General features: G+C 63.4%; 19 protein-coding genes. 13 read left to right on the top strand and 6 right to left on the bottom strand.

Annotated features, from left to right (window positions below; all coding sequences use genetic code 11):
- Positions 1-37 precede the first annotated feature (37 nt).
- A complete protein-coding gene (gene msrA, locus LAC81_RS19235; RefSeq protein ID WP_223726060.1) occupies positions 38-691 on the top strand; it encodes a peptide-methionine (S)-S-oxide reductase MsrA in 654 nt (217 codons plus the stop codon).
- Positions 692-1,095: 404 nt separating this feature from the next.
- Positions 1,096-2,088, top strand: a complete 993-nt coding sequence (locus tag LAC81_RS19230; protein ID WP_113539947.1) for a BMP family lipoprotein — start codon at positions 1,096-1,098, stop codon at positions 2,086-2,088.
- Between the two features lie 75 nt (positions 2,089-2,163).
- On the opposite strand, the gene LAC81_RS19225 is transcribed toward LAC81_RS19230, so the two are convergent.
- Positions 2,164-2,373 (bottom strand): SlyX family protein, encoded by a 210-nt coding sequence (locus LAC81_RS19225; protein WP_113539946.1) that lies wholly within the window; start codon positions 2,371-2,373, stop codon positions 2,164-2,166.
- 102 nt (positions 2,374-2,475) lie between these two features.
- Complete coding sequence (locus tag LAC81_RS19220) at positions 2,476-3,213, bottom strand: sulfate transporter family protein (protein ID WP_223726059.1); 738 nt, start codon at positions 3,211-3,213, stop codon at positions 2,476-2,478.
- Between the two features lie 199 nt (positions 3,214-3,412).
- Between LAC81_RS19220 and LAC81_RS19215 the strand changes: the two genes are divergently transcribed.
- The 3 genes from LAC81_RS19215 to LAC81_RS19205 are packed head-to-tail and all read left to right on the top strand — an operon-like array spanning position 3,413 to position 6,413.
- The gene (locus LAC81_RS19215; protein ID WP_223726058.1) at positions 3,413-4,774 is read left to right on the top strand and encodes an amidase; all 1,362 of its coding nucleotides are present in this window, start codon (positions 3,413-3,415) and stop codon (positions 4,772-4,774) included.
- A complete protein-coding gene (locus LAC81_RS19210) occupies positions 4,771-5,682 on the top strand; it encodes an ROK family protein (protein WP_223726057.1) in 912 nt (303 codons plus the stop codon). Before LAC81_RS19215 ends, LAC81_RS19210 begins: the two co-directional genes overlap by 4 nt.
- Positions 5,679-6,413 carry a copper homeostasis protein CutC gene (locus tag LAC81_RS19205; RefSeq protein ID WP_223726056.1) on the top strand — a complete coding sequence of 245 codons (735 nt, stop codon included), beginning with the start codon at positions 5,679-5,681 and terminating at the stop codon, positions 6,411-6,413. Before LAC81_RS19210 ends, LAC81_RS19205 begins: the two co-directional genes overlap by 4 nt.
- A gap of 79 nt (positions 6,414-6,492) precedes the next feature.
- Here LAC81_RS19205 and nagA read toward each other — a convergent pair whose 3' ends face one another.
- Genes nagA through LAC81_RS19185 form a run of 4 tightly spaced genes read right to left on the bottom strand, consistent with a single transcriptional unit; the run spans position 6,493 to position 10,346 of the window.
- Positions 6,493-7,653, bottom strand: a complete 1,161-nt coding sequence (gene nagA, locus LAC81_RS19200; RefSeq protein WP_223726055.1) for an N-acetylglucosamine-6-phosphate deacetylase — start codon at positions 7,651-7,653, stop codon at positions 6,493-6,495.
- Positions 7,650-8,672, bottom strand: a complete 1,023-nt coding sequence (locus LAC81_RS19195) for an SIS domain-containing protein (protein WP_223726054.1) — start codon at positions 8,670-8,672, stop codon at positions 7,650-7,652. The genes nagA and LAC81_RS19195 overlap by 4 nt, the downstream gene beginning before the upstream one ends.
- Before the next feature lie 28 nt (positions 8,673-8,700).
- Entirely contained in the window at positions 8,701-9,465 is a 765-nt protein-coding gene (locus LAC81_RS19190; protein WP_034804855.1) for a GntR family transcriptional regulator, read from the bottom strand.
- Complete coding sequence (locus LAC81_RS19185; protein ID WP_223726053.1) at positions 9,462-10,346, bottom strand: N-acetylglucosamine kinase; 885 nt, start codon at positions 10,344-10,346, stop codon at positions 9,462-9,464. Before LAC81_RS19185 ends, LAC81_RS19190 begins: the two co-directional genes overlap by 4 nt.
- A 199-nt stretch (positions 10,347-10,545) precedes the next feature.
- Between LAC81_RS19185 and LAC81_RS19180 the strand changes: the two genes are divergently transcribed.
- The 8 genes from LAC81_RS19180 to LAC81_RS19145 all read left to right on the top strand — a co-directional run bounded on the left by LAC81_RS19180 (position 10,546) and on the right by LAC81_RS19145 (position 21,616).
- Positions 10,546-11,442 carry an N-acetylmuramic acid 6-phosphate etherase gene (locus tag LAC81_RS19180; protein ID WP_223726052.1) on the top strand — a complete coding sequence of 299 codons (897 nt, stop codon included), beginning with the start codon at positions 10,546-10,548 and terminating at the stop codon, positions 11,440-11,442.
- 57 nt (positions 11,443-11,499) lie between these two features.
- Complete coding sequence (locus LAC81_RS19175; protein ID WP_223726051.1) at positions 11,500-12,759, top strand: ABC transporter substrate-binding protein; 1,260 nt, start codon at positions 11,500-11,502, stop codon at positions 12,757-12,759.
- 348 nt (positions 12,760-13,107) lie between these two features.
- Positions 13,108-14,058, top strand: coding sequence for a carbohydrate ABC transporter permease (locus LAC81_RS19170; protein ID WP_223726050.1), 951 nt, complete (start codon positions 13,108-13,110; stop codon positions 14,056-14,058).
- An 11-nt stretch (positions 14,059-14,069) separates the two neighbouring features.
- A complete protein-coding gene (locus LAC81_RS19165; protein ID WP_057247778.1) occupies positions 14,070-14,909 on the top strand; it encodes a carbohydrate ABC transporter permease in 840 nt (279 codons plus the stop codon).
- Positions 14,906-15,970, top strand: coding sequence for a Gfo/Idh/MocA family protein (locus LAC81_RS19160; RefSeq protein ID WP_113539939.1), 1,065 nt, complete (start codon positions 14,906-14,908; stop codon positions 15,968-15,970). Before LAC81_RS19165 ends, LAC81_RS19160 begins: the two co-directional genes overlap by 4 nt.
- Before the next feature lie 13 nt (positions 15,971-15,983).
- Positions 15,984-16,985, top strand: coding sequence for an ABC transporter ATP-binding protein (locus LAC81_RS19155; protein ID WP_113539938.1), 1,002 nt, complete (start codon positions 15,984-15,986; stop codon positions 16,983-16,985).
- A gap of 257 nt (positions 16,986-17,242) precedes the next feature.
- On the top strand, positions 17,243-18,466 hold the full coding sequence (locus tag LAC81_RS19150; protein WP_223726049.1) for an efflux RND transporter periplasmic adaptor subunit: 1,224 nt from the start codon (positions 17,243-17,245) through the stop codon (positions 18,464-18,466).
- Positions 18,467-18,475: 9 nt separating this feature from the next.
- On the top strand, positions 18,476-21,616 hold the full coding sequence (locus tag LAC81_RS19145) for an efflux RND transporter permease subunit (RefSeq protein ID WP_223726048.1): 3,141 nt from the start codon (positions 18,476-18,478) through the stop codon (positions 21,614-21,616).
- Position 21,617: the final 1 nt, after the last annotated feature.

Genomic DNA, 21,617 nt, shown 5'->3' with positions numbered 1-21,617 from the left:
TGCGGAGTCTGCCTCCGTACCGACGAGGAGTATGCTGATGTTCCTGATCGACATGTTCAACAAGAAGACGATCATGCCGGACGCGCAGACGGCACTGCCGGGTCGCGACGAGGCGATTCCGACGGCTGAGACGCATTTCGTTTCCGGCCGGCCGCTGAAAGGCCCCTACCCCGATGGCACCAGGCAGATTCTGCTCGGCATGGGCTGCTTCTGGGGCGCCGAACGGTTGCTCTGGAAAATTCCCGGCGTTTACGTGACGGCTGTCGGCTACGCTGGTGGGTTGACGCGCAATCCGACCTATCAGGAGACGACCACCGGGCTTACCGGCCATGCCGAGGTGGTGCTCGTCGTCTATGATCCCGAGACGGTACCGCTCGCCACCCTGCTCAAGACCTTCTTCGAGGAGCACGACCCCACCCAGGGCATGCGCCAGGGCAACGACATCGGCACCACCTACCGCTCGGCAATCTACGCCTATGACGACGAGCAGCTGGCGCAAGCCAAGGCCGCGCGTGCCGCGTTCCAATCGGCGCTGAAGTATGCCAATCACGGCGGTAAGATCACCACCGAGATCGGCAAGGCAGGCCCGTTCTACTTCGCCGAAGACTATCATCAGCAATACCTGGCGAAGAACCCGAGTGGCTATTGCGGTCTGCGCGGCACCGGCGTGAGCTGCCCCATCGGCCACTAGGCGTGCCCGGTCCAATCGACCCCAACCATAAATGCGATCCCTGTGCATAGGTCGGAGCGGGATGCGGGTGGCAAACCACGCGCCCTTTTTCTCGTCCCGTCCCGAAGCAGGCCCGCTTTGGGTATCCCGAACATAAGAGCAATGGCCACAACCCAGAGGCCGCTCAGGACGGGAGCATACACTTGTCTGCGATCTCAAAAGCGCAACAGAACCGGTGCCTTACGGGTAGCCGCTTCCGTGGCTTCAATTTTTACCATCTGAAAAATTTTGAGTGTTTTTTTGCCGTGACCGTGCAAGGATGCGCCACCCTAGCCCCAAGGAGAAGGGGGTGGGTTCCGCAGACAGGCTCCTCTCGGGGCCAGCGGGAGGACCCAATAAGATCAATAGCGACACAGGGCTGCACGATGAAAAAAACAATTCTCGGTCTCTTTGCCTTTTCTATGATGTCCGCGACGGCACTGGCCGCCGACATCAAGCCGGCGATCATCTACGATCTCGGCGGCAAGTTCGACAAATCCTTCAACGAGGCTGCCTTCAACGGCGCCGAGAAGTTCAAGACGGAAACGGGCGTCGAATACCGCGAGTTCGAAATCGCCAACGACGCCCAGCGCGAACAGGCGCTGCGTCGTTTCGCGAGCGACGGCAACAGCCCGATCGTCATGGCCGGCTTCAACTGGGCGGCTTCGCTCGAAAAGATCGCGCCGGAATATCCGGATATCAAGTTCGCGATCATCGACATGGTCGTCGAAAAGCCGAACGTCAAGTCGGTCGTCTTCAAGGAACAGGAAGGCTCCTACCTCGTCGGCGTTCTCGCCGGCCTCGCCTCGAAGTCGAAGACCGTCAGCTTCATCGGCGGCATGGACGTTCCGCTGATCCACAAGTTCGCCTGTGGCTATGTCGGCGGCGCCAAGTCGACAGGCGCTGACGTCAAGGTTCTGGAAGCCTACACCGGCACCACGCCGGACGCCTGGAACGACCCGGTCAAGGGCGGCGAAATCGCCAAGTCGCAGATCGACCAGGGCTCGGATGTCGTCTACCACGCTGCCGGCGGCACCGGCGTCGGCGTTCTGCAGGCGGCTGCAGATGCCGGCAAGCTCGGTATCGGCGTCGACTCCAACCAGAACGGCCTGCAGCCGGGCAAGGTACTGACCTCGATGCTGAAGCGCGTCGACGTCGCCGTCTACGAAGCCTTCACCGCTGCCAAGAACGACAAGTTCGAGTTCGGCATCTCCAACCTCGGCCTCAAGGAAGATGGCGTCGGCTATGCGCTCGACGACAACAACAAGGCGCTGATCACGCCTGAGATGCTCGACGCAGTGGAAAAGGTGAAAGCCGAAATCATTGCCGGCAAGGTCGAAGTTCACGACTACATGAGCGACGAGTCCTGCCCCTACTAAGAGCAGCAGCAGGATAACAAGAAGGCCGCCGGTTCACTCGACCGGCGGCCTTTTTGTTTGCCCTGCCTTGCGCGCTCAATAATGCGGCGGCCGGGTGATCGGCGGCGCATCGAGCGACTGTTCCTCGAGCGACAGGAAACGCTCGGTCAGGCGGTCGAGCTTGGCGCGCGTCTGTTCCACCACCTTCCATTGCTCGGCCAGCTGGTCGGAAAGCTCCTCGATGGTCTTGGCCTGATGGGCCACCGTTTCTTCGAGGTGTGTGATCCGTTCGTCCGTCTTGTTCATAGGGGGAAACTCCGTCTTGCCACGCGCCGGCGCGCCCGCGCAGCGCCATGGGGTTTTGCCGGCAGATTGGCCACGGCAGACATGATGTCAAGCAGGAGCCCTTCAGGCCTTTGCCACGGCGCTGACCGACAGCGAAAACCCGGGGTCCTTTGCCGAAAGACGTTTGTGCAGATGCACCATCAGACCGGCTGCAAATAGCGGCGTCAATAGATTGACAAAGGGCACCGCCAGGAAGGCGGCAAGCAGCAGGCCGGCGAGGAAGACGGCCGAGCGATGCTTCTCGCGGAAAAGCCGCGCCTCGGCCGGTGAGCGGTAGCGCATCGCCGCGAACTCGAAGAATTCCCGTCCGAGCAGGTAGCCGTTGACGAGAAAGAAGGCGACGAGATTGACGCCCGGGACGAGCAGAAGGAAAAGCGCGAGCAGGTTGCCGAGGATGACGACGCCGAGAAACTTTACCGAGCCAGCGATCGCTTCGCCGAGCGGCAAGGGCCGGCCCTGCGGCTCGTTTGGATAGTCCCGCTTCTCGATCACCTCGGCGACGTCGTCGAGGAAGAAGCCGGCGATCAGCGCGGTGACGGGCGCCAGAAGCAAGGCGAGCGCCAGCGCCAGCCCAAGGCTCGCGAAGATACCGAGCACGAAGGTCAGCCAGCCGGCCCAGACGGGTGTGCCCGGCATCAGCGTGTCGATCCACGGCAGTGCCAGCCAGATGAACACTTCGCGCACGGCAAACCAGAGCGCGACGAGCGCGAGGATCGTCAGGCCCAATACCTTCCAGAAGACCGACCGGGTCTCGGGCGCAAGGAGATTGGCAAGCGAAAGTCGCGCCGCGTCCAGGATCATCATTGCTCTCCAGTATGGGCCAAGGTTCGATGATGCATGTAGGCAGGGCCGCCACCAGCGACAAGACATGCGCGGCTGGTACCAGTCTTTATGCAAGATTCATGCGCCTCGTCTAAGGGAAGCATGGAAAACGCTGGGGGCGGCGATATTGTAGACGTACCGGATGACGGCAGCAGGCAAGAACTCCGCGGAGGATGACATGACAGAACAAAAGACACTCGCCAGCCTTTCGGTCCTGGTTCAGAGCGGCAAGCTGGATCCGGTGGACCTTGCCAAGGAAACCTATGCGGCGATCGATGCACATGGCGACTATGCCATCTTCGTCGAACTGACGCCCGAGCGGGCGACCCGGGATGCCGAGGCGGCATCGCGGCGCCTCAGGGCGGGGCGTTCGCTCGGCATGCTCGACGGCCTGCCGGTTGCATGGAAGGACCTGTTCGACACGGCCGGCAACGTCACCACCGCCGGCTCGACTGTGCTGCAGGCAAATGCTCCGGCCACCGCCGACGCACCTGTCGTTGCCACAGTCGCTGCTGCCGGCATGGTCAGCGTCGGCCGCACCAACATGAGCGAGTTCGCTTTTTCGGGCCTCGGCATCAATCCGCATCACGGCACGCCGCGAAACCCCGCGGCCAGCGACGTCGAGCGCATTCCCGGCGGCTCGTCTTCAGGCTCGGCTGTCGCGGTCGCGGCAGGACTGGTGCCCGCGGCGATCGGCACCGATACCGGCGGGTCCGTGCGCATTCCCGCGGCGATGACCGGCATCGTCGGGTACAAGGCGACGCGTGGCCGCTACGCGATGAAGGGCGTCTATCCGCTGGCCGAAAGCCTCGATTCGCTCGGGCCGCTCTGCCATACGGTGCAGGATGCCGTGTGGGTGGATGCCGCCATGCACGGACTGACGGCCCCAACGGTGCGGCGCGCCGACCTCTCGGGCGTGGCGCTGGTGATCCCGGAAACGGTCGTCTTCGACGATGCGGAGCCGGAGGTCGTCGAGACCTTCGAGGATGCGGTCAAGCGCCTCGAAAAGGCCGGCGTTGCTGTCAGCCGCCGCGCCTTCCCGGCCTTCTCGGCGGTCTTCGGACTGATGGCGCGCCACGGCGCCCTGGTAACGGCGGAGGCCTATGCGCTTCATCGCGAACGGCTGGCCGGACCCGAAGCCAATGCGATCGATCCACGCGTCGTTGCCCGCATACGGCTCGGCGAGAAGATCACCATGCCCGACTACATCGCCCTGCTCGACGCGCGCGACCAACTGATCCATGAGACGGTCGACAGCCTGAGGCCGAACGAACTCATAGCCCACCCGACGCTGCCACATGTGGCGCCGCCGATCGCGCCGCTTCTTAAAGACGACGAGTTATTCTTCAAGACCAACGCCAAGACGCTCCGCAACACCTCGATCGGCAATTTCCTGGATTTCTGCGGCATCTCCATCCCCTGTGGGCTTGGGGCTGCAGAAATGCCCGTCGGCTTTCAGCTTGCGGCACCACACCACCAGGACGACAGGCTGCTTTCGGTCGCGCTCTCTGCCGAAGCGATCATCCGGGGTGAGGCATGATCGTCTGTTTCGATATCGGCGGCTCGGCAATCAAGGGCGCGATTACCCATTCGCGCGATCGGATCTTTCCGTTGCCGCGCCGAACCACGCCGCTCAACGATTTCCGGCAGTTCATCCGCGAATTGGAATCGGTTCTGGATGAGGCGGGCGGCCATCCCGATTGCGTGGCGATCTCGATCACCGGCGTCATCGATCCAGAGACGCGGCGGATCAAATGCGCCAACATTCCCTGCATCGACGGGCGTGAGCTGGTCGCCGAACTCGAAGCGGCGCTGCATCTGCCGGTGAAGCTTGCCAACGACGCCGACTGTTTTGCGCTGGCCGAAGCCGGCGCGGGTGCCGGGCGCGGTCATCGCATCGTCTTCGGTGCAATCCTCGGCACCGGTGTCGGCGGCGGCCTGGTGATCGACGGCCGGCTGATCAATGCCGACGGTGGTTTTGCCGGCGAATGGGGGCACGGCCCGGCGATTGCGGCGGAGGCCGGCAACCCGCCGATCGCCATCCCTCCCTATGATTGCGGCTGCGGCCAAAGGCGCTGCGTCGATACAGTCGGCGGCGCCCGTGGCCTCGAACGGCTGCACCAGACCGCGCACGGCAAGACGCTTTCGAGCCACGAGATCATGGAAGCCTGGAAGGCGGGGGATGCCGAGGCGAAGCGCACGGTCGATATTCTCGTCGATCTCGTCAGTTCACCGTTGGCGCTCGTCATCAACATCACAGGTGCAACGATCGTGCCTGTCGGCGGCGGCCTTTCCAACTCCGAAGAACTGCTCGCCGAGATCGACAGGACGGTGCGTAGCCGGATTCTGAGGCAATTCGACCGGCCGCTGGTGGTGCGCGGCGAATGCCGGATCGAGCCCGGCCTGATCGGTGCCGCACTGCTCGGACTTTCAGGAGACAAGGCATGAGCGACATCAAACTCGAAGTCTGTGTCGACGATGCCGACGGGTTGAACGCGGCGATCGAGGGCGGCGCCGATCGCATCGAGCTCTGTGCAGCTCTTTCCATCGGCGGCCTGACGCCCAATCCCGGGCTGATGGCGCTTGCCGGCCCGCCGCCGGTACCGGTCTACGCGATGATCCGGCCGCGGCCGGGTGACTTCATCTTCTCCGCCACCGAGCTCGACATCATGCGCCGCGACATCGATGCCGCACGCGACGCGGGTCTGGCCGGTGTCGTGCTCGGCGCTTCTATCGCCGATGGCCGGCTCGACACTTCGATGCTGATTAAGCTCACCGGCCATGCGGCCGGGCTCGGCATGACGCTGCACCGCGCCTTCGATCTGGTGCCGGATTTTGCAGAGGCGATGGACGTGGCAGTTGAACTCGGTTTCGAGCGCATCCTGACCTCGGGCGGCGCGAAGAGCGCGCCGCAGGCGATCGATCGTTTGGCGGAACTGACCGAACGCGCCGCCGGGCGGCTATCGATCATGCCCGGATCCGGCGTGACGCTCGATACGGTCGACACCGTTCTCGACCGTCTGGCTGTCGACGAAGTTCATTCCTCCTGCTCCGTTCGAGAGCCGGCTCAGGATCAGCGATTGATCGAGATGGGTTTCGTCTCGGCCGACCGCCGCCGCACCGATGCGGAGACGGTCCGGGCGATGAAGGCGAAGCTAGCGGCCCACAGCCCGCGATAGCAGCTGACCGACCTAAAGAAAAAGACCCGGGCAACTTGACGCTTCCCGGGTCCTTCGATGACGACGGTCGAACTATCTATCAGGCCGCGTAAACCTGCGTGCCGCCAATCCATGTGGAGCCCATGCCGAGGTCCGGTGTCAGCAGCACGAAATCGGCATCGGCGCCGGGTTTCAGCCGTCCCTTGTGGGTGGCGAGCCCCATGGCATCGGCCGGATAGGCGGACGCCATGCGCAACGCTTCTTCGACCGGCAGGCCAAGCTTCTCGTGTACGAACCGGACCGACGAGAGCATGTCGATGTCGGCGCCGGCAAGCGTGCCGTCGGCGAGTGTCAGACGACCACCCTCGCGCAGGATCTCGCGGCCATTGAGCTGGAAGCTCTTCATGTCCGTGCCGATCGGCGACATCGCGTCGGTGACGAGGAAGATCTGTCCCGGGCCCGTCTTGGCGCGCAGCGCCACGCCCATCGACGCCGGCTCGACATGGTAGCCGTCGGCGATCAGGCCCGCATGCAGCGTGCCGGTCGCAAGTGCCGCGCCAACCACGCCGGGCTCGCGATGACCGAGGCCGCTCATGGCGTTGAAAAGGTGGGTCACGGTACGCGCGCCCGCCTTGGCATAGGCGACCGCGGTTTCGTAGCCGACATCCGTATGGCCAAGGCTGACGACGGCGCCGGCATCGGCGAGCGCCCGAACCTGTTCCTTGGTGGCGTTTTCCGGCGCCACGGTCACCATCAGGACGCCGAGCGCCTTCGCACAATCGAGCATTTCCTGGAGATCGGTATCGTCCATCGGGCGGATCAGCTTCGGATCGTGCGCGCCCTTGCGGGCGACAGAGAGATGCGGACCTTCGAGATGCAGGCCAAGGAAGCCGGGCACATCTGCGGCCTTCGCATCGAGGCCCGCCTTGATGGTGGCGCTTCGAACCTCGCGCGTGTCGGTGATCAGCGTCGGCAGCAGCGCCGTGGTGCCGAACTTGGCATGCGCCGAACAGATCTGCCGAATGCCCTCGACGGTCGGCTCTTCGTTCAGAAGCGCACCACCGCCGCCGTTCACCTGCAGGTCGATGAAGCCCGGCACGAGCAGCATGCCATGAGCATCGATCCTTTCGACGTCGGCGGGAACATCGGCCGACGCCGTAATGGCCTTAACCCGGCCGGCCTCGATCACGAGGGCGCAGCCGTCGTGCCATTCGACGCCGTCGAACAGGCGGGCGCCGGTGATTGCCTTACTCACGCTCATCTCGTCTCCGTTACCTTCTTGAGGCTTGCCGGTGCATCGGGGTTGAGACCGCGCGAACGCGACCAGGCCTCGACGAAACCATAGAACGGCAGGATCAGCGTCAGCGCGTCGGTGATCGGGTGGCCCGTCTCGACGAACGGCAGGCGCTTGGCCTTGGTCGCACGGCTCGATGTAGCATGAACCACCGCGCCCTTTTCCGCCATACCATCGGCGATGCCGGCGACCGAGGCTTCGGCCGCGTCACGGGCGGCGAGCGTCAGCACCGGGAACTTGGCACCGACGAGCGCCACCGGCCCGTGCAGCACTTCCGCCGCGGAATAGGCTTCCGCATGCATGCCCGAGGTTTCCTTGAATTTCAGCGCCGCTTCGCTGGCGATCGCAAGCGCCGGGCCGCGGCCGAGCACGTAGAGCGATTCCGCCTCGCCGAGATCATCGGCAAACGCCTGCCAGTCGAGCTTGACCGCCTTGGCAAACTGGTTCGGCAGGTCGGCGACCGCGCGTTGCAGCGCCGCATCACCGGTCCACTCGCCGAGCACGGAAAGGCCGGCGACGATCGAATTGACGTAGGACTTGGTGGCGGCAACGGCGATTTCCGGGCCGGCAAGAATGTCGAGCGGGTTGGTGCAGGCCTCAGAAATCGGCGAGGGCAGCGTGTTGGTGAGCGCGATCGAGACCGCACCGGCATCTGTCGCGGCCTGCGCCATGGCGACGATGTCAGGGCTCTTGCCCGATTGCGAAATCGCGATCGCCGCAGCGCCACCGAGCTTCAGCTTGGCGCCGTAAATGGAAGCCAGCGACGGCCCAAGCGAGGCGACGGGTCGGCCGGCCTGCAGTTCGATCGCATATTTCAGGAACAGTGCCGCATGGTCGGAGGAGCCACGGGCGATAGTCACCAGGAAGGCCGGGTCCTTGGCGCGGAGTGCGGCGCCGGCTGCCTTCAACTGATCGGCGGAGCGCTCCAGCAGGCGCTGGGCGGCCTCGGGGATTTCGTCGATTTCTCGGCGCATATTGGTCTGCATGGTCAATTCCTTTCTGCGGGCGGTCGCTTTAGGATTCCGACAGCGTCAGTTCCGCGACAAAATCATAGGCATCGCCCCGATAGAGCGAGCGGGTGAATTCGACGACGCGTCCCGATGCGAGATAGGACACACGTTCGATGGAAAGGCCGGCCGAGCCGACGGCGACGCCGAGCATCGAGGCATCCGGATCCTTGATGTTGCAGGCGGAGATGCGCTGCACGGCGCGAACCGGACGCGAGCGCGTCTTGTCGAGCGCAGTATAGAGCGACGAAGTAACGGCCTGCGGATCCGGCAGGAACTCCGCCGAGATGCTGGCGCGCTCGATCGCGAGCGGCATGTCGTCGGCAATGCGCAGACGTCCGAGGCGCGCAACCAGAGCATCGGCCGGCAGGCCGAGCGCCATCATCTCATCCGGCGAAGGATGAAACAGGCCGCGCTCCAGCCAGCGCGCGTGGGTGTTCAACCCGCGGCGCGCCATGTCTTCGGTAAACGAGGTCAGCCGCGACAGCGACTGCTGCACCTTGGAGACAGGCTTGACGACAAAGGTTCCGGAACCGTGGCGGCGAACCAGCAGACCGTCGCGCACGAGGTCGTCGACCGCCTTGCGCACGGTCACGCGGCTGATATTGGCGTAGTCCGCCAGATCGCGTTCCGGCGGCAGGGCGTCACCGTGATTGAGCTTGCCCGACTGGATTGCGTCCTCGAGCGATTGCCGAAGCTTGAGATAGAGCGGCCCCGACCCTCCGGACTGCAGGCCCTCAAGCGGCAGAATGGAAGCGAGCTGGTGCGTCATGCGCCTGCCCTCACCTGTGAGCCGAACCGTTGGGCCGCAAGCGCGACCGATCCTGTCAACGCATCCGCTTCCGCTTCGACCAGGAGCGCCTGGTGTCGCTCCGCAAGCCAGGGCCGATAAAGCGGAGCCAATCCGCCGAGCAGACACAGCCTCTCGCATCCCCTTGCAACCACGGCGTCGAGCGCCTCGTCTACGGTGATGGCAGCAGCCTTCAATAGCCGTACCGCAACGGGGTCGCCGGCGGCAGCGCCTTCGAAGACCCGCGGCGCGTAGCGGCCAAACTCACCGGGTTTGGCGAGGCGGGCGAAATCGACGACGTCGCGGGCGTCATTGTTGAATTCGGCCATGACGGAGTCCGTGACCGGGGAGGCCTCGTGGATATTGTCGAAGGCAAGCAGGCTTTCCTGCAGGAGCGCGTGACCGATGCGGGCGCCACTGCCGTGGTCGCCGATGGTAAAACCCCAGCCGCCGACATAGCTCACGGTTTCGCCCTGGCGCAGGATATAGATGGTGCCGGTGCCGAGGATGGCAACCGCGCCGTCCTGGTTGCCGAGCGCGCCCTGCAGCGCGATCAAACCGTCCGATTCGATATCCGCGGCAGCGAAGGGCAAACGGCGCTTTACGTAGTGCACGGCGTCGCCGACATTGTGTCCGGCCACGCCGACAATGGCCTTTGCGGCGGCAATGCCTTCAGGATCGAGGCCGGCCTCTAAGAATGCAGCGCGCGCGGCCTCACCAATATTGGCGAGTGCGGTCTCCGGGTCCGTCAGGATGTTCGCCGCGCCGGCCTTGCCGCGCCCGAGAATGCGCCCATCCGCCGTCGCCACGGCAGCCCGGCAGCTCGTTCCGCCACCATCGATTCCTATCAGGTAATTTGTCATGAGCACCTCCGCCCATCAAAGATACCAAAAAAATACCAATAACCAAGTCCGAATCCACTCATGCTCTCGATTTCGTTGCAATCCATTGAAATTCAATGGCTAATTTAGACGATTAGTTTTTTCGAGCGTCAAAAGTTAAATTCCGCTGGACAATTGGTATTTTTTTGGCATTAATTTCAACCGAGAGGAGACACGACCCATGCCGTCAGCAAAGACCGAAGAGCGTCACGACAACGCCAAGGGCCTGGATCTTATGCATCCGGCGCTGGCGCTGCGGCTGCTCGCAGCCGGCCAGCAGGCTGCGGCCAAGGCCGTCGATGCGGCGATTGAGTCGATCTCCGCGGCCGCTTCGATCGCAGCCGAAGCGCTTTCCTCCGGTCGACGTCTTGCCTATGCGGGCGCCGGCAGCTCCGGCCTGATGGCGATGGCCGATGCCCTTGAGCTGCCCGGCACCTACGGCATTGCCCAGGACCAGATCGTCATCCTGCTTGCGGGCGGCGCAGCCAGCCTCAGCGACCTGGCGGGCGGCTATGAAGACGACATGGACCTCGCCCGCGAGGACGTGCGCAAGGCCGGCATCGGCGCCGGCGACTGTCTCGTGTCCGTTTCCGCCAGCGGCTCCACCCCTTATGCACTTGCCGCCGCCGACGAGGCCCGCAAGCGCGGCGCCAAGGTAATCGCGGTTGCCAACAATCCGGGTGCAGCGCTGTTCAAGGACGCCGATGTGGCGATCCTCTTGCAGACGCCGCCGGAAGTGGTCTCCGGCTCGACCCGCATGGGCGCCGGCACGGCGCAGAAGATCGCCTTCAACATGTTCTCGACGTTGGTCGGCATTCATCTCGGCCACGTGCTCGACGGCCATATGGTCAACCTGCGTGCCGACAACATCAAATTGCATGGCCGTGCCATCCGCATTGTCACCGACATCACCGGCATCAGCGCCGCCGAAGCCGGACGGCTGATCAACGAGGCCTCCGGTTCGGTCAAGATCGCCATCCTGCTTGCTTCCGGCGCGAAAGACGTCGCGGCGGCCGAGGCGGCACTCAGCCAGACCAAACAGAACCTGCGCCGGGCGATCGATATCGTCACGGCCTGACATAAGCCTGGGACTCAAACCGCGCCAAAACGGCGCAATATAAGAGGGAGAAGCTAAATGACCCGTACGACTATCAAGGGCCTGCTGCTCGCGTCGAGCATTCTCGGCACGGCCGGGCTGGCACACGCCGAGGACGTGACGCTGACCATCGAAAGCTGGCGCAACGACGACCTGGCGATCTGGCAGGAAAAGCTGATCCCGGCCTTCGAAGCGAAGAACCCGGGCATCAAGGTCAAGTTCGCTCCGACCGCTCCGACCGAATACAACGCTGCGCTGAACGCCAAGCTCGACGCCGGCTCGGCAGGCGACCTCATCACCTGCCGTCCGTTCGACGCCTCGCTCGAACTCTACAACAAGAAGCACCTCGCCGACCTGACCGCGCTGCCGGGCATGGAAAACTTCTCGCCGGTTGCCAAGTCCGCCTGGACCACCGATGACGGCAAGGCGACCTTCTGCGTGCCGATGGCTTCGGTCATCCACGGCTTCATCTACAACAAGGACGCCTTCGACCAGCTCGGCATCCAGATTCCGACGACGGAAGCGGAATTCTTCGCTGCCCTCGACAAGATCAAGGCCGACGGCAACTACATCCCGATGGCAATGGGCACGAAGGACCTCTGGGAAGCCGCCACCATGGGCTACCAGAACATCGGTCCGACCTACTGGAAGGGTGAAGAAGGCCGCGCCAAGCTGATCAAGGGCGAAGAAAAGCTGACCGACGCACCGTGGGTCGAGCCCTACAGGGTCCTGGCCAAGTGGAAGGATTACCTCGGCGACGGCTTCGAAGCCCAGACCTATCCCGACAGCCAGAACCTGTTCACGCTCGGCCGCGCAGCAATCTACCCGGCCGGCTCGTGGGAAATCGGCCTGTTCAACACCCAGGCCCAGTTCAAGATGGGCGCCTTCCCGCCTCCGGTTAAGAACGCCGGCGACGCTTGCTACATCTCCGACCACAACGACATCGGCGTCGGCCTGAACGCCAAGAGCGCCCATGCCGAGGAAGCCAAGAAGCTGCTGACCTGGATCTCGTCGCCTGAATTCGCCGAAATCTATGCCAACGCGCTGCCGGGCTTCTTCAGCCTGAACTCGACCCCGGTGAAGATGGCCGATCCGCTCGCTCAGGAATTCGTCTCCTGGCGCGAAAAGTGCAAGCCGACGATCCGCTCGACCTACCAGATTCTGTCGCGCGGCACCCCGAACCTGGAAAACGAAACCTGGGTCGAATCGGCCAACGTGATCAATGGCACGGATACGCCTGAAGTTGCCGCCGAGAAGCTGCAGAAGGGCCTCGACGGCTGGTACAAGCCGGCGAAGTAAGACTGACGTAAGCGCAACAGGTTCCCTCCCCTTAACGGGGGAGGGTCGGCCCTACAGCGCCGCGCGTCCTGGACGCGCAAAGGGCACCTTAAACCGAACGGAACTTAAGGATGCTGTAGGGACCGGGCGGGGCGACATGCCGAAGGCGGCACTCCCCCAGCCGAAGTGTCACCGGCCTCCCCTTATGGGAGGCCACCGACGCAGTCGTTTGCAAAAGAACGCGATAGACTTAACCTTCGTCATGAGCTCTCAAGAAAAGAGCAGATGGCATGCGGCGAGACCGGCCGTGTGGCGTCGGTGCGCATCGTGATTGTCTGGGGAACCGGTCTTCTAGAAACGGATGGATCAATGAGTGACGCTCTTTCAGTGCAAGAGGGACAGCCGACGGCAAGGCGGCCGAAGCGCTGGCACATCCTCGTCTTCCTGCTCCCTGCCTTCCTGATCTATTCGGCGGTCATGATCCTGCCGCTGATCGAGACGCTCCGGCTCTCGCTGTTCAACACGGTCGACGGCCAGCCGGCCTTCGTCGGGCTTGCCAATTTCCAGACTTTGTTCGGCGACGAACGCTGGGCGCATGACTTCTGGAACGCGCTGAAGAACAACGTCATCTTCTTCATCATCCACATGTGCGTCCAAAACCCGATCGGTGTCGCGCTGGCTGCCATGCTGTCGATCCCGAAGCTGCGCTTCGTCACCTTCTACCGTACGGCGATCTTCCTGCCGACGCTGCTGTCCTTCGTGATCGTCGGCTTCATCTGGAAGCTGATCCTGTCGCCGATCTGGGGTGTTGCGCCCTGGATGCTCGATCTCGTCGGGCTGAAGTCGCTGTTTGCGCCCTGGCTCGGAAAGCCGGGTTCCGCGCTCATCACCGTGGCGCTGATCTCGGTCTGGCAATATGTCGGCATCCCGATGATGCTGATCTATGCGGCGCTGCTCAACATTCCCGATGAAGTGATCGAAGCAGCGGAATGCGATGGCGTCACCGGCTGGAGCCAGTTCTGGAAGATCAAGCTGCCGCTGATCCTGCCGGCCATCGGCATCATTTCGATCCTGACCTTCGTCGGCAACTTCAACGCCTTCGACCTGGTCTACACGGTGCAGGGGGCGCTTGCCGGCCCTGACGGCTCGACCGACATTCTCGGCACACTGCTCTACCGCACCTTCTTCGGTTTCCAGCTGCAGCTCGGTGACCGCTCCATGGGCGCGACGATCGCGACGGTGATGTTCCTCATCATCCTCGCCGGCGTTTCGCTCTACCTCTTCGTCATCCAGCGCCGCATGCGCCGCTACCAGTTCTGAGGAGACCGGAGATGTCGAAAGCACGCGATTCTTTTCTCCGCACCGGCTTCGTCCACGTGGCGCTGATCGCCTACACGCTCGTGTCGCTGTTCCCGGTGTTTCTGACGATCATCAACTCGTTCAAGGATCGCAACGCGATCTTCCGGGCGCCGCTGACGATCCCGACCCCGCAGACCTTCAGCCTGATCGGCTATGAAACGGTCCTCGGCCAGGGCGACTTTGCCACCTATTTCCAGAACAGCTTCATCGTCACGATCGTCTCGATCGCGCTGGTGCTGCTGTTCGGGGCGATGGCCGCCTTCGCGCTGTCCGAATACCGCTTCCGCGGCAACACGGTCATGGGTCTTTACCTGGCGATCGGCATCATGATCCCGATCCGTCTCGGCACCGTCGCCATCCTCCAGGGCATGGTCGCCGCCAACCTCGTCAACACGCTGACGGCGCTGATCCTCGTCTACACGGCGCAAGGCCTGCCGCTGGCGATCTTCATTCTCTCGGAGTTCATGCGCACGGTTTCGGATGATCTGAAGAATGCCGGGCGTATCGACGGGCTGTCGGAATATTCAATCTTCTTCCGCCTGGTTCTGCCGCTGGTGCGGCCGGCAATGGCGACGGTCGCGGTGTTCACGATGATCCCGATCTGGAACGATCTCTGGTTCCCGCTGATCCTGGCGCCGGCGGAAGCGACCAAGACCGTGACGCTCGGCTCGCAGATCTTCATCGGCCAGTTCGTCACCAACTGGAACGCGGTTCTGGCGGCGCTGTCGCTCGCCATCCTTCCGGTTCTCGTCCTCTACGTCATCTTCTCGCGGCAACTGATCCGCGGCATCACGGCAGGAGCAGTCAAGTGAGTGCAAGCAGCAAACCGGTCCGGGTCCTCGTAGCAGGGCTCGGCAACATGGGGCGCAGCCACGCGCTCGCCTACCACAACAATCCGGGCTTCGAGATCGTCGGCCTCGTCAATCGTTCGAAAGTGCCGCTGCCGGAGGAACTGAGCGGCTACACGATCCATCCCGACTTCAAGACGGCGCTTGCCGAGTTGAAGCCGGAGCTCTGCTCGATCTGCACCTATTCGGACAGCCATGCCGACTTTGCGGTCATGGCGTTTGAGGCCGGCGCCGACGTCTTCGTCGAAAAGCCGCTTGCAACCACCGTCGCCGACGCAGAGCGCGTCGTCGCCGCTGCGAAGAAACACGGTCGCAAGCTGGTGATCGGCTATATCCTGCGCCATCACCCCTCGTGGATCCGGCTGATTGCGGAAGCCCGCAAGCTCGGCGGTCCGTACGTCTTCCGCATGAACCTGAACCAGCAGTCGAGCGGGCCGACCTGGGAAACGCACAAGTCGTTGATGAAGACGACGTCGCCGATCGTCGATTGCGGCGTGCATTATGTCGACGTCATGTGCCAGATCACCGATGCCAAGCCGGTGGAAGTGCGCGGCATGGGGCTTCGCCTTTCTGACGAGATCGCGCCGGACATGTACAACTACGGCCACCTGCAGGTGATCTTCGAGGATGGGTCCGCCGGCTGGTACGAAGCCGGCTGGGGTCCGATGATCTCGGAAACTGCCTTCTTCGTGAAGGACGTGATGTCACCGAAGGGCTCGGTCTCGATCGTCATGGACCAGAACGCCAAATCCGACGACATCGACATGCACACCAAGACCGCGGTGATCCGGCTGCACAATGCCGAAACCGGTCCCGATGGACGTTTCCTCCGGGCTGACGAGGACCTGAAGATGGACGGCGAGCCCGGCCACCAGGAACTCTGCGACCGCGAGCAGGCCTATGTGCTGAAGGCCATTCGCGAAGACATAGACCTCGACCGTCACATGAACGATGCCGTCCAGTCGCTACGCATCTGCCTTGCCGCAGACGAAAGCGTGCGCACCGGCAGACCAGTCAAACTTTAAGGGGGGCAACCAGGTGGGATCGCTTCAACTCAAATCCATCCGCAAGGCCTATGGTAGCCACGAGGTGCTGAAGGGCATCGACCTCGAGGTGAAGGACGGCGAGTTCGTCATTTTCGTCGGCCCGTCCGGCTGCGGCAAGTCGACCTTGCTGCGCACCATCGCCGGCCTCGAAGACGCGACCTCCGGCAGCGTGCAGATCGACGGCACAGAGGTCGGCCATGTGGCACCCGCCAAGCGCGGTATCGCCATGGTGTTCCAGTCCTACGCGCTCTATCCGCACCTGACGGTGAAGGACAATATGGGCCTTGGCCTGAAGCAGGCCGGCGCTCCGAAGGCGGAGATCGACGACAAGGTCGGCAAGGCGGCAAGCATGCTGTCGCTCGATCCCTACCTTGCCCGGCGCCCGGCCGAACTCTCCGGCGGCCAGCGTCAGCGCGTCGCGATCGGCCGCGCGATCGTGCGCGAACCGAAGCTCTTCCTGTTCGACGAGCCGCTTTCCAACCTAGACGCGGCGCTGCGCGTCAACACCCGGCTCGAAATTGCCCGGCTGCATCGCAGCCTGAAGGCGACGATGATCTACGTGACCCACGACCAGGTGGAGGCGATGACGCTCGCCGACAAGATCGTCGTCCTCAACGCCGGCCAGATCGAGCAGATCGGCTCGCCGATGGATCTCTACAATCGCCCCGCCAACACCTTCGTCGCCGGCTTCATCGGCTCGCCGCAGATGAACTTCATCGAGGGCGCACGGCTCGGCGACACCAGCGCCAAGACGATCGGCATCCGTCCGGAGCACATGGCGCTGTCGCGCGAGAGCGGTGACTGGAAGGGCAAGGTGGTGCACGTCGAACACCTTGGTGCCGACACGATCGTCTACATCGATTCCGAACAGGTCGGCACCATCACCGTCCGCCTCTTCGGCGAGCATCGCTACGCCCCTGACGACATCGTCTACGCAACGCCGATGGTCGGCAGTATGCACCGTTTCGGTAACGACGACCGCGTTCTCGTCTGATCCAATTTGGGGCCTTCGCCCCATCACAGCTATGTGAAAATCAGCCGCCATAAGGACTAAACACCTGTGGTGGCTGAATTATTTTTTGATTCGACGCGCCGCATCACGCTGTTGCACTGCGAAGCAAATTAACATACATTTGTGTTTGTATATTAGCTTTCCGGTATTTGCCGAACCTGATACCGGTTCCGCTCCCCTTCACTTCCGGACCGCACGGGCACCTTGCGAGATGCACCTGTTGCCTGCGGTCACCGAATATGGACATCGCTATGCGCATGAACCGACCGACACTGGCCGCCGCCTTGGCAACTGTGATTCTTCTTTCCGGCTGCCAGAAAGAGGAAGCACAACAGGGCGCTGCCGCATTCCCGCCGTCCGCCGTCGCCGTCTTCACGACCAAAGCCGAAACCCTGCCGATCACCAACGAGCTACCCGGCCGCATCGCCGCGACCCGGGTTGCCGAGGTCCGCCCGCGCGTCTCCGGCATCGTCGTCGAGCGCGTCTTCCAGCAGGGCTCCAAGGTCAATGAGGGTGATGTGCTCTACCGCATCGATCCCGCGCCCTTCCGCGTGCAGGTCGAAAAGGCAGAGGCGACGCTCAGGCGCGCCCAATCCATTCGCCTGCAGGCCCAGCAGAAGGCCGACCGGCAGGAGCAGCTGAAGAAGGCGAACGTCGTCGCCGCGCAGCAGCTGGAAGATGCGGCCGCGCTGCTTGCGACCGCCGACGCCGATGTCGCGATCGCCGAGGCCGGCCTCGCGGCAGCCAAGCTCGACCTGCAATATGCCGACGTGACAGCACCGATCAGCGGCCGCATCGGCCGTGCACTGATCACCGAAGGCGCGCTTGTCAGCACCAACAGCTCGGAAAATCTCGCGACGATCCAGCAGCTCGACCCGCTCTATGCCGACTTCACCCAGTCGGCGACCGACCTCATCCGCCTGCGCAAGGCGCTCGAGGACGGCAAGATGATGAACGGCGACAGCGAAGAAGCCGAAGTACAGCTCGTGCTCGACGACGGCACGGCCTACGAGCACAAGGGCAAGCTCCTGTTCTCCGAAGCGGCTGTCGACGCGACGACCGGTCAGGTGACGCTGCGCGGCGAGTTCCCGAACCCGGACAACGACCTGCTTCCGGGCATGTATGTCCGCGTGCTCGTCCAGCAGGGCGTCGAGAAGGACGCGATCACCGTTCCGCAGCAGGCTGTCCAGCGCAACAATGCCGGCCAGTCGCAGGTCTATGTCGTTACCGCAGACAACAAGGTCGAGTTCCGCAACGTGACGCTCGGCCGTACCATCGGCACCCGCTGGCAGGTGACCTCCGGCCTCAAGGCCGGCGAGAAGGTCATCGTCGAAGGCTTCCAGAAAATCGGCCCCGGCGCCCCGGTCGAACCGACCGACTGGAACCCGGATGCCAAGCCTGCCGCAGAAGCAGCGCAGACGACGGCGGAAGCCGACAAGAAGCCTGCCGAAGCTACAAAGTGAGTTTGATTGATGCCTAGTTTTTTCATCGACAGGCCTATTTTTGCCTGGGTGGTGGCGATCTTCATCATGGTCGCCGGCGTCATTGCGATCCCGCTTCTGCCGGTATCGCAATATCCTGACGTCGCGCCGCCGCAGATCTCCATCAACACGAGCTACCCCGGCGCCTCGTCGCAGGACACCTATCAGAGCGTCACGCGACTGATCGAAGACGAACTAAACGGCGTCGAAGGTCTGCTCTATTTCGAATCGACCTCCAGCGCCTCCGGCTCGGTCGAAATCAGCGCGACCTTTGCCCCCGGCACTGACCCGGGCCAGGCGGCCGTCGACATCCAGAACCGCGTTCGCCGCGTCGAGCCGCGCCTGCCCGATTCGGTCAAGCGCCAGGGCGTTCAGGTCGATGAAGCCGGCTCCGGCTTCCTCATGATCGTCGCGCTCACCTCGACTGACGGCTCGATGGACGCCATAGGCCTTGGCGACTATCTGAGCCGCAACGTGCTCAGCGAAATCCAGCGCGTGCCCGGCGTCGGCCGTGCGCAGCTGTTTGCGACCGAACGTTCGATGCGCGTCTGGCTCGATCCGGACAAGATGCTGGGTCTGAACCTGACGGCAGCGGACGTGACGAACGCGATCACGGCGCAGAACGCCCAGATCGCCTCCGGCTCGATCGGCGCACAGCCGAACCCGATCAGCCAGCAGATCAGCGCGCCCGTCGTCGTCAAGGGCCAGCTGGAGAGCGCCGAAGAGTTCGGCGCGATCGTGCTTCGCGCCAATCCGGATGGCTCCTCCGTCCGCCTGCGCGACGTTGCCCGCATCGAGATCGGTGGCGAAAGCTACGCCTTCTCGACGCGCCTTAACGGCAAGCCCTCGGCGGCTATCGCCGTCCAGCTGTCGCCGAGCGGCAATGCCATGTCGACATCGGCGGCTATCAAGGAACGCATGGACGAACTGGCGAAGTTCTTCCCGCAGGGCCTCGAATATTCGGTTCCCTACGACACCTCGCCCTTCGTCGCCGTCTCGATCGAAAAAGTGCTTTCGACGCTGGTCGAAGCGGTCGCGCTGGTGTTCATCGTGATGTTCCTGTTCCTGCAGAACATCCGCTACACCATCATCCCGACGCTCGTCGTGCCGGTCGCACTCCTCGGCACCTGCGCGGTCATGCTGGCGATGGGTTTCTCGATCAACGTTCTGACCATGTTCGGCATGGTGCTGGCGATCGGCATTCTCGTCGACGATGCGATCATCGTCGTCGAAAACGTCGAACGCATCATGTCCGAGGAAGGGCTGACGCCGAAGGAAGCCACCCGCAAGGCGATGAAGCAGATCACCGGCGCCGTCATCGGCATCACGCTGGTTCTAGCCTCCGTGTTCATTCCGATGGCCTTCTTCCCGGGTGCCGTCGGCGTGATCTATCGCCAGTTCTCGCTGACGATGGTCGTCTCGATCCTGTTCTCGGCACTTCTCGCCCTGTCGCTGACGCCGGCACTTTGCGCGAGCTTCCTGAAGCAGGTGCCGAAGGGTCACCACCACGCCAAGCGCGGCTTCTTCGGCTGGTTCAACCGCTCGTTCGACAAGACCTCGCACGGCTATAGCGGCATCGTGAAGCGCCTGGTCCACCGGACCGGCCGCTACATGATCGTCTACGTCGCCGTGCTCGCCGGTCTCGGCTGGCTGTTCATGAAGCTGCCGTCGTCGTTCCTGCCGGACGAAGACCAGGGCTTCGTGATCGTCATGATGCAGCTGCCGTCGGAAGCCACGGGCAACCGCACGACCGAGGTGGTGGAGCAGGCCGAGAAGATCTTCGGCCAGGAGACGGCAGTCGAACGCATCATCGCGATCAACGGCTTCTCCTTCTTCGGCACCGGCCAGAACGCAGCGCTCGCCTTCGTGACGCTGAAGGACTGGAAGGAACGCGATGCCAACAATGCCGCTCAGTCGATCGCCATGCGGGCGACGATGGCGATGAGCCAGATCAAGGATGCGATCAGCTTCGCGCTGTCGCCGCCAGCGATCCAGGGCCTCGGCACCACGGGCGGCTTCTCGTTCCGCCTGCAGGACCGCGGCGGCCTCGGCCAGGCGGCGCTGTCGCAGGCGCGCGACCAGCTTCTCGGCATGGCAGCCGAAAGCAAGGTGCTCGCCGGCGTCCGCTTCGAGGGCATGCCCGATGCAGCCCAGGTCAGCGTCACCATCGACCGCGAGAAGGCCAACACCTTCGGTGTGACCTTCGCCGACATCAACTCGACGATCTCGACCAACCTCGGCTCGTCCTACGTCAACGACTTCCCCAACGCCGGACGCATGCAGCGCGTGACGGTGCAGGCGGACGAAGGTCAGCGCATGCAGACCGCCGATCTCCTGAACCTCAACGTCCGCAACGCCAACGGCGGCATGGTGCCACTGTCGGCCTTCGCCACCGTGGAATGGGTCAAGGCGTCGACGCAGACGATCGGTTATAACGGCTATCCGTCAGTCCGCATCAGCGGCGAGGCGGCACCGGGCTATTCATCCGGTGACGCAATCGCCGAGATGCAGCGTCTCGCCGGACAGCTTCCCACGGGCTTCGGCTACGAATGGACGGGCCAGTCGCTGCAGGAAATCCAGTCCGGCACCCAGGCGCCTCTCCTGATCGCACTGTCGTGCCTGCTGGTGTTCCTGTGCCTGGCGGCCCTCTACGAGAGCTGGTCGATCCCGGTCGCGGTCATCATGGTCGTTCCGCTCGGCGTCATCGGCTCCGTGCTGGCGGTCACCATGCGCGACATGCCGAACGACGTGTACTTCAAGGTGGGCCTGATCGCGATCATCGGTCTGTCGGCCAAGAACGCGATCCTGATCATCGAATTTGCCAAGGAACTGCGCGAGCAGGGCAAGTCGCTGATCGACGCGACGCTGGAGGCGGCACATCTTCGCTTCCGGCCGATCCTGATGACGTCACTGGCCTTCACGCTCGGCGTTCTGCCGCTGGCGATCGCCACGGGCGCCAGCTCCGGCAGCCAGCGCGCCATCGGCACGGGCGTCATGGGCGGGATGATCTCGGCAACGGTGCTCGCCATCTTCTTCGTTCCGGTCTTCTTCGTATTCGTCACGAAGATCTTCGGTCGAAAGAAGGTGGAAAACACACCGACAGCCGCAGAAAACCCGACACCCGCCGAGTAAA

This window comes from Ensifer adhaerens, from assembly GCF_020035535.1.
Taxonomy (GTDB): Bacteria; Pseudomonadota; Alphaproteobacteria; order Rhizobiales; family Rhizobiaceae; genus Ensifer.
The sequence above is the reverse complement of the archived record's forward strand: the minus strand, read 5'-3'. Positions and strand labels throughout refer to the sequence as shown.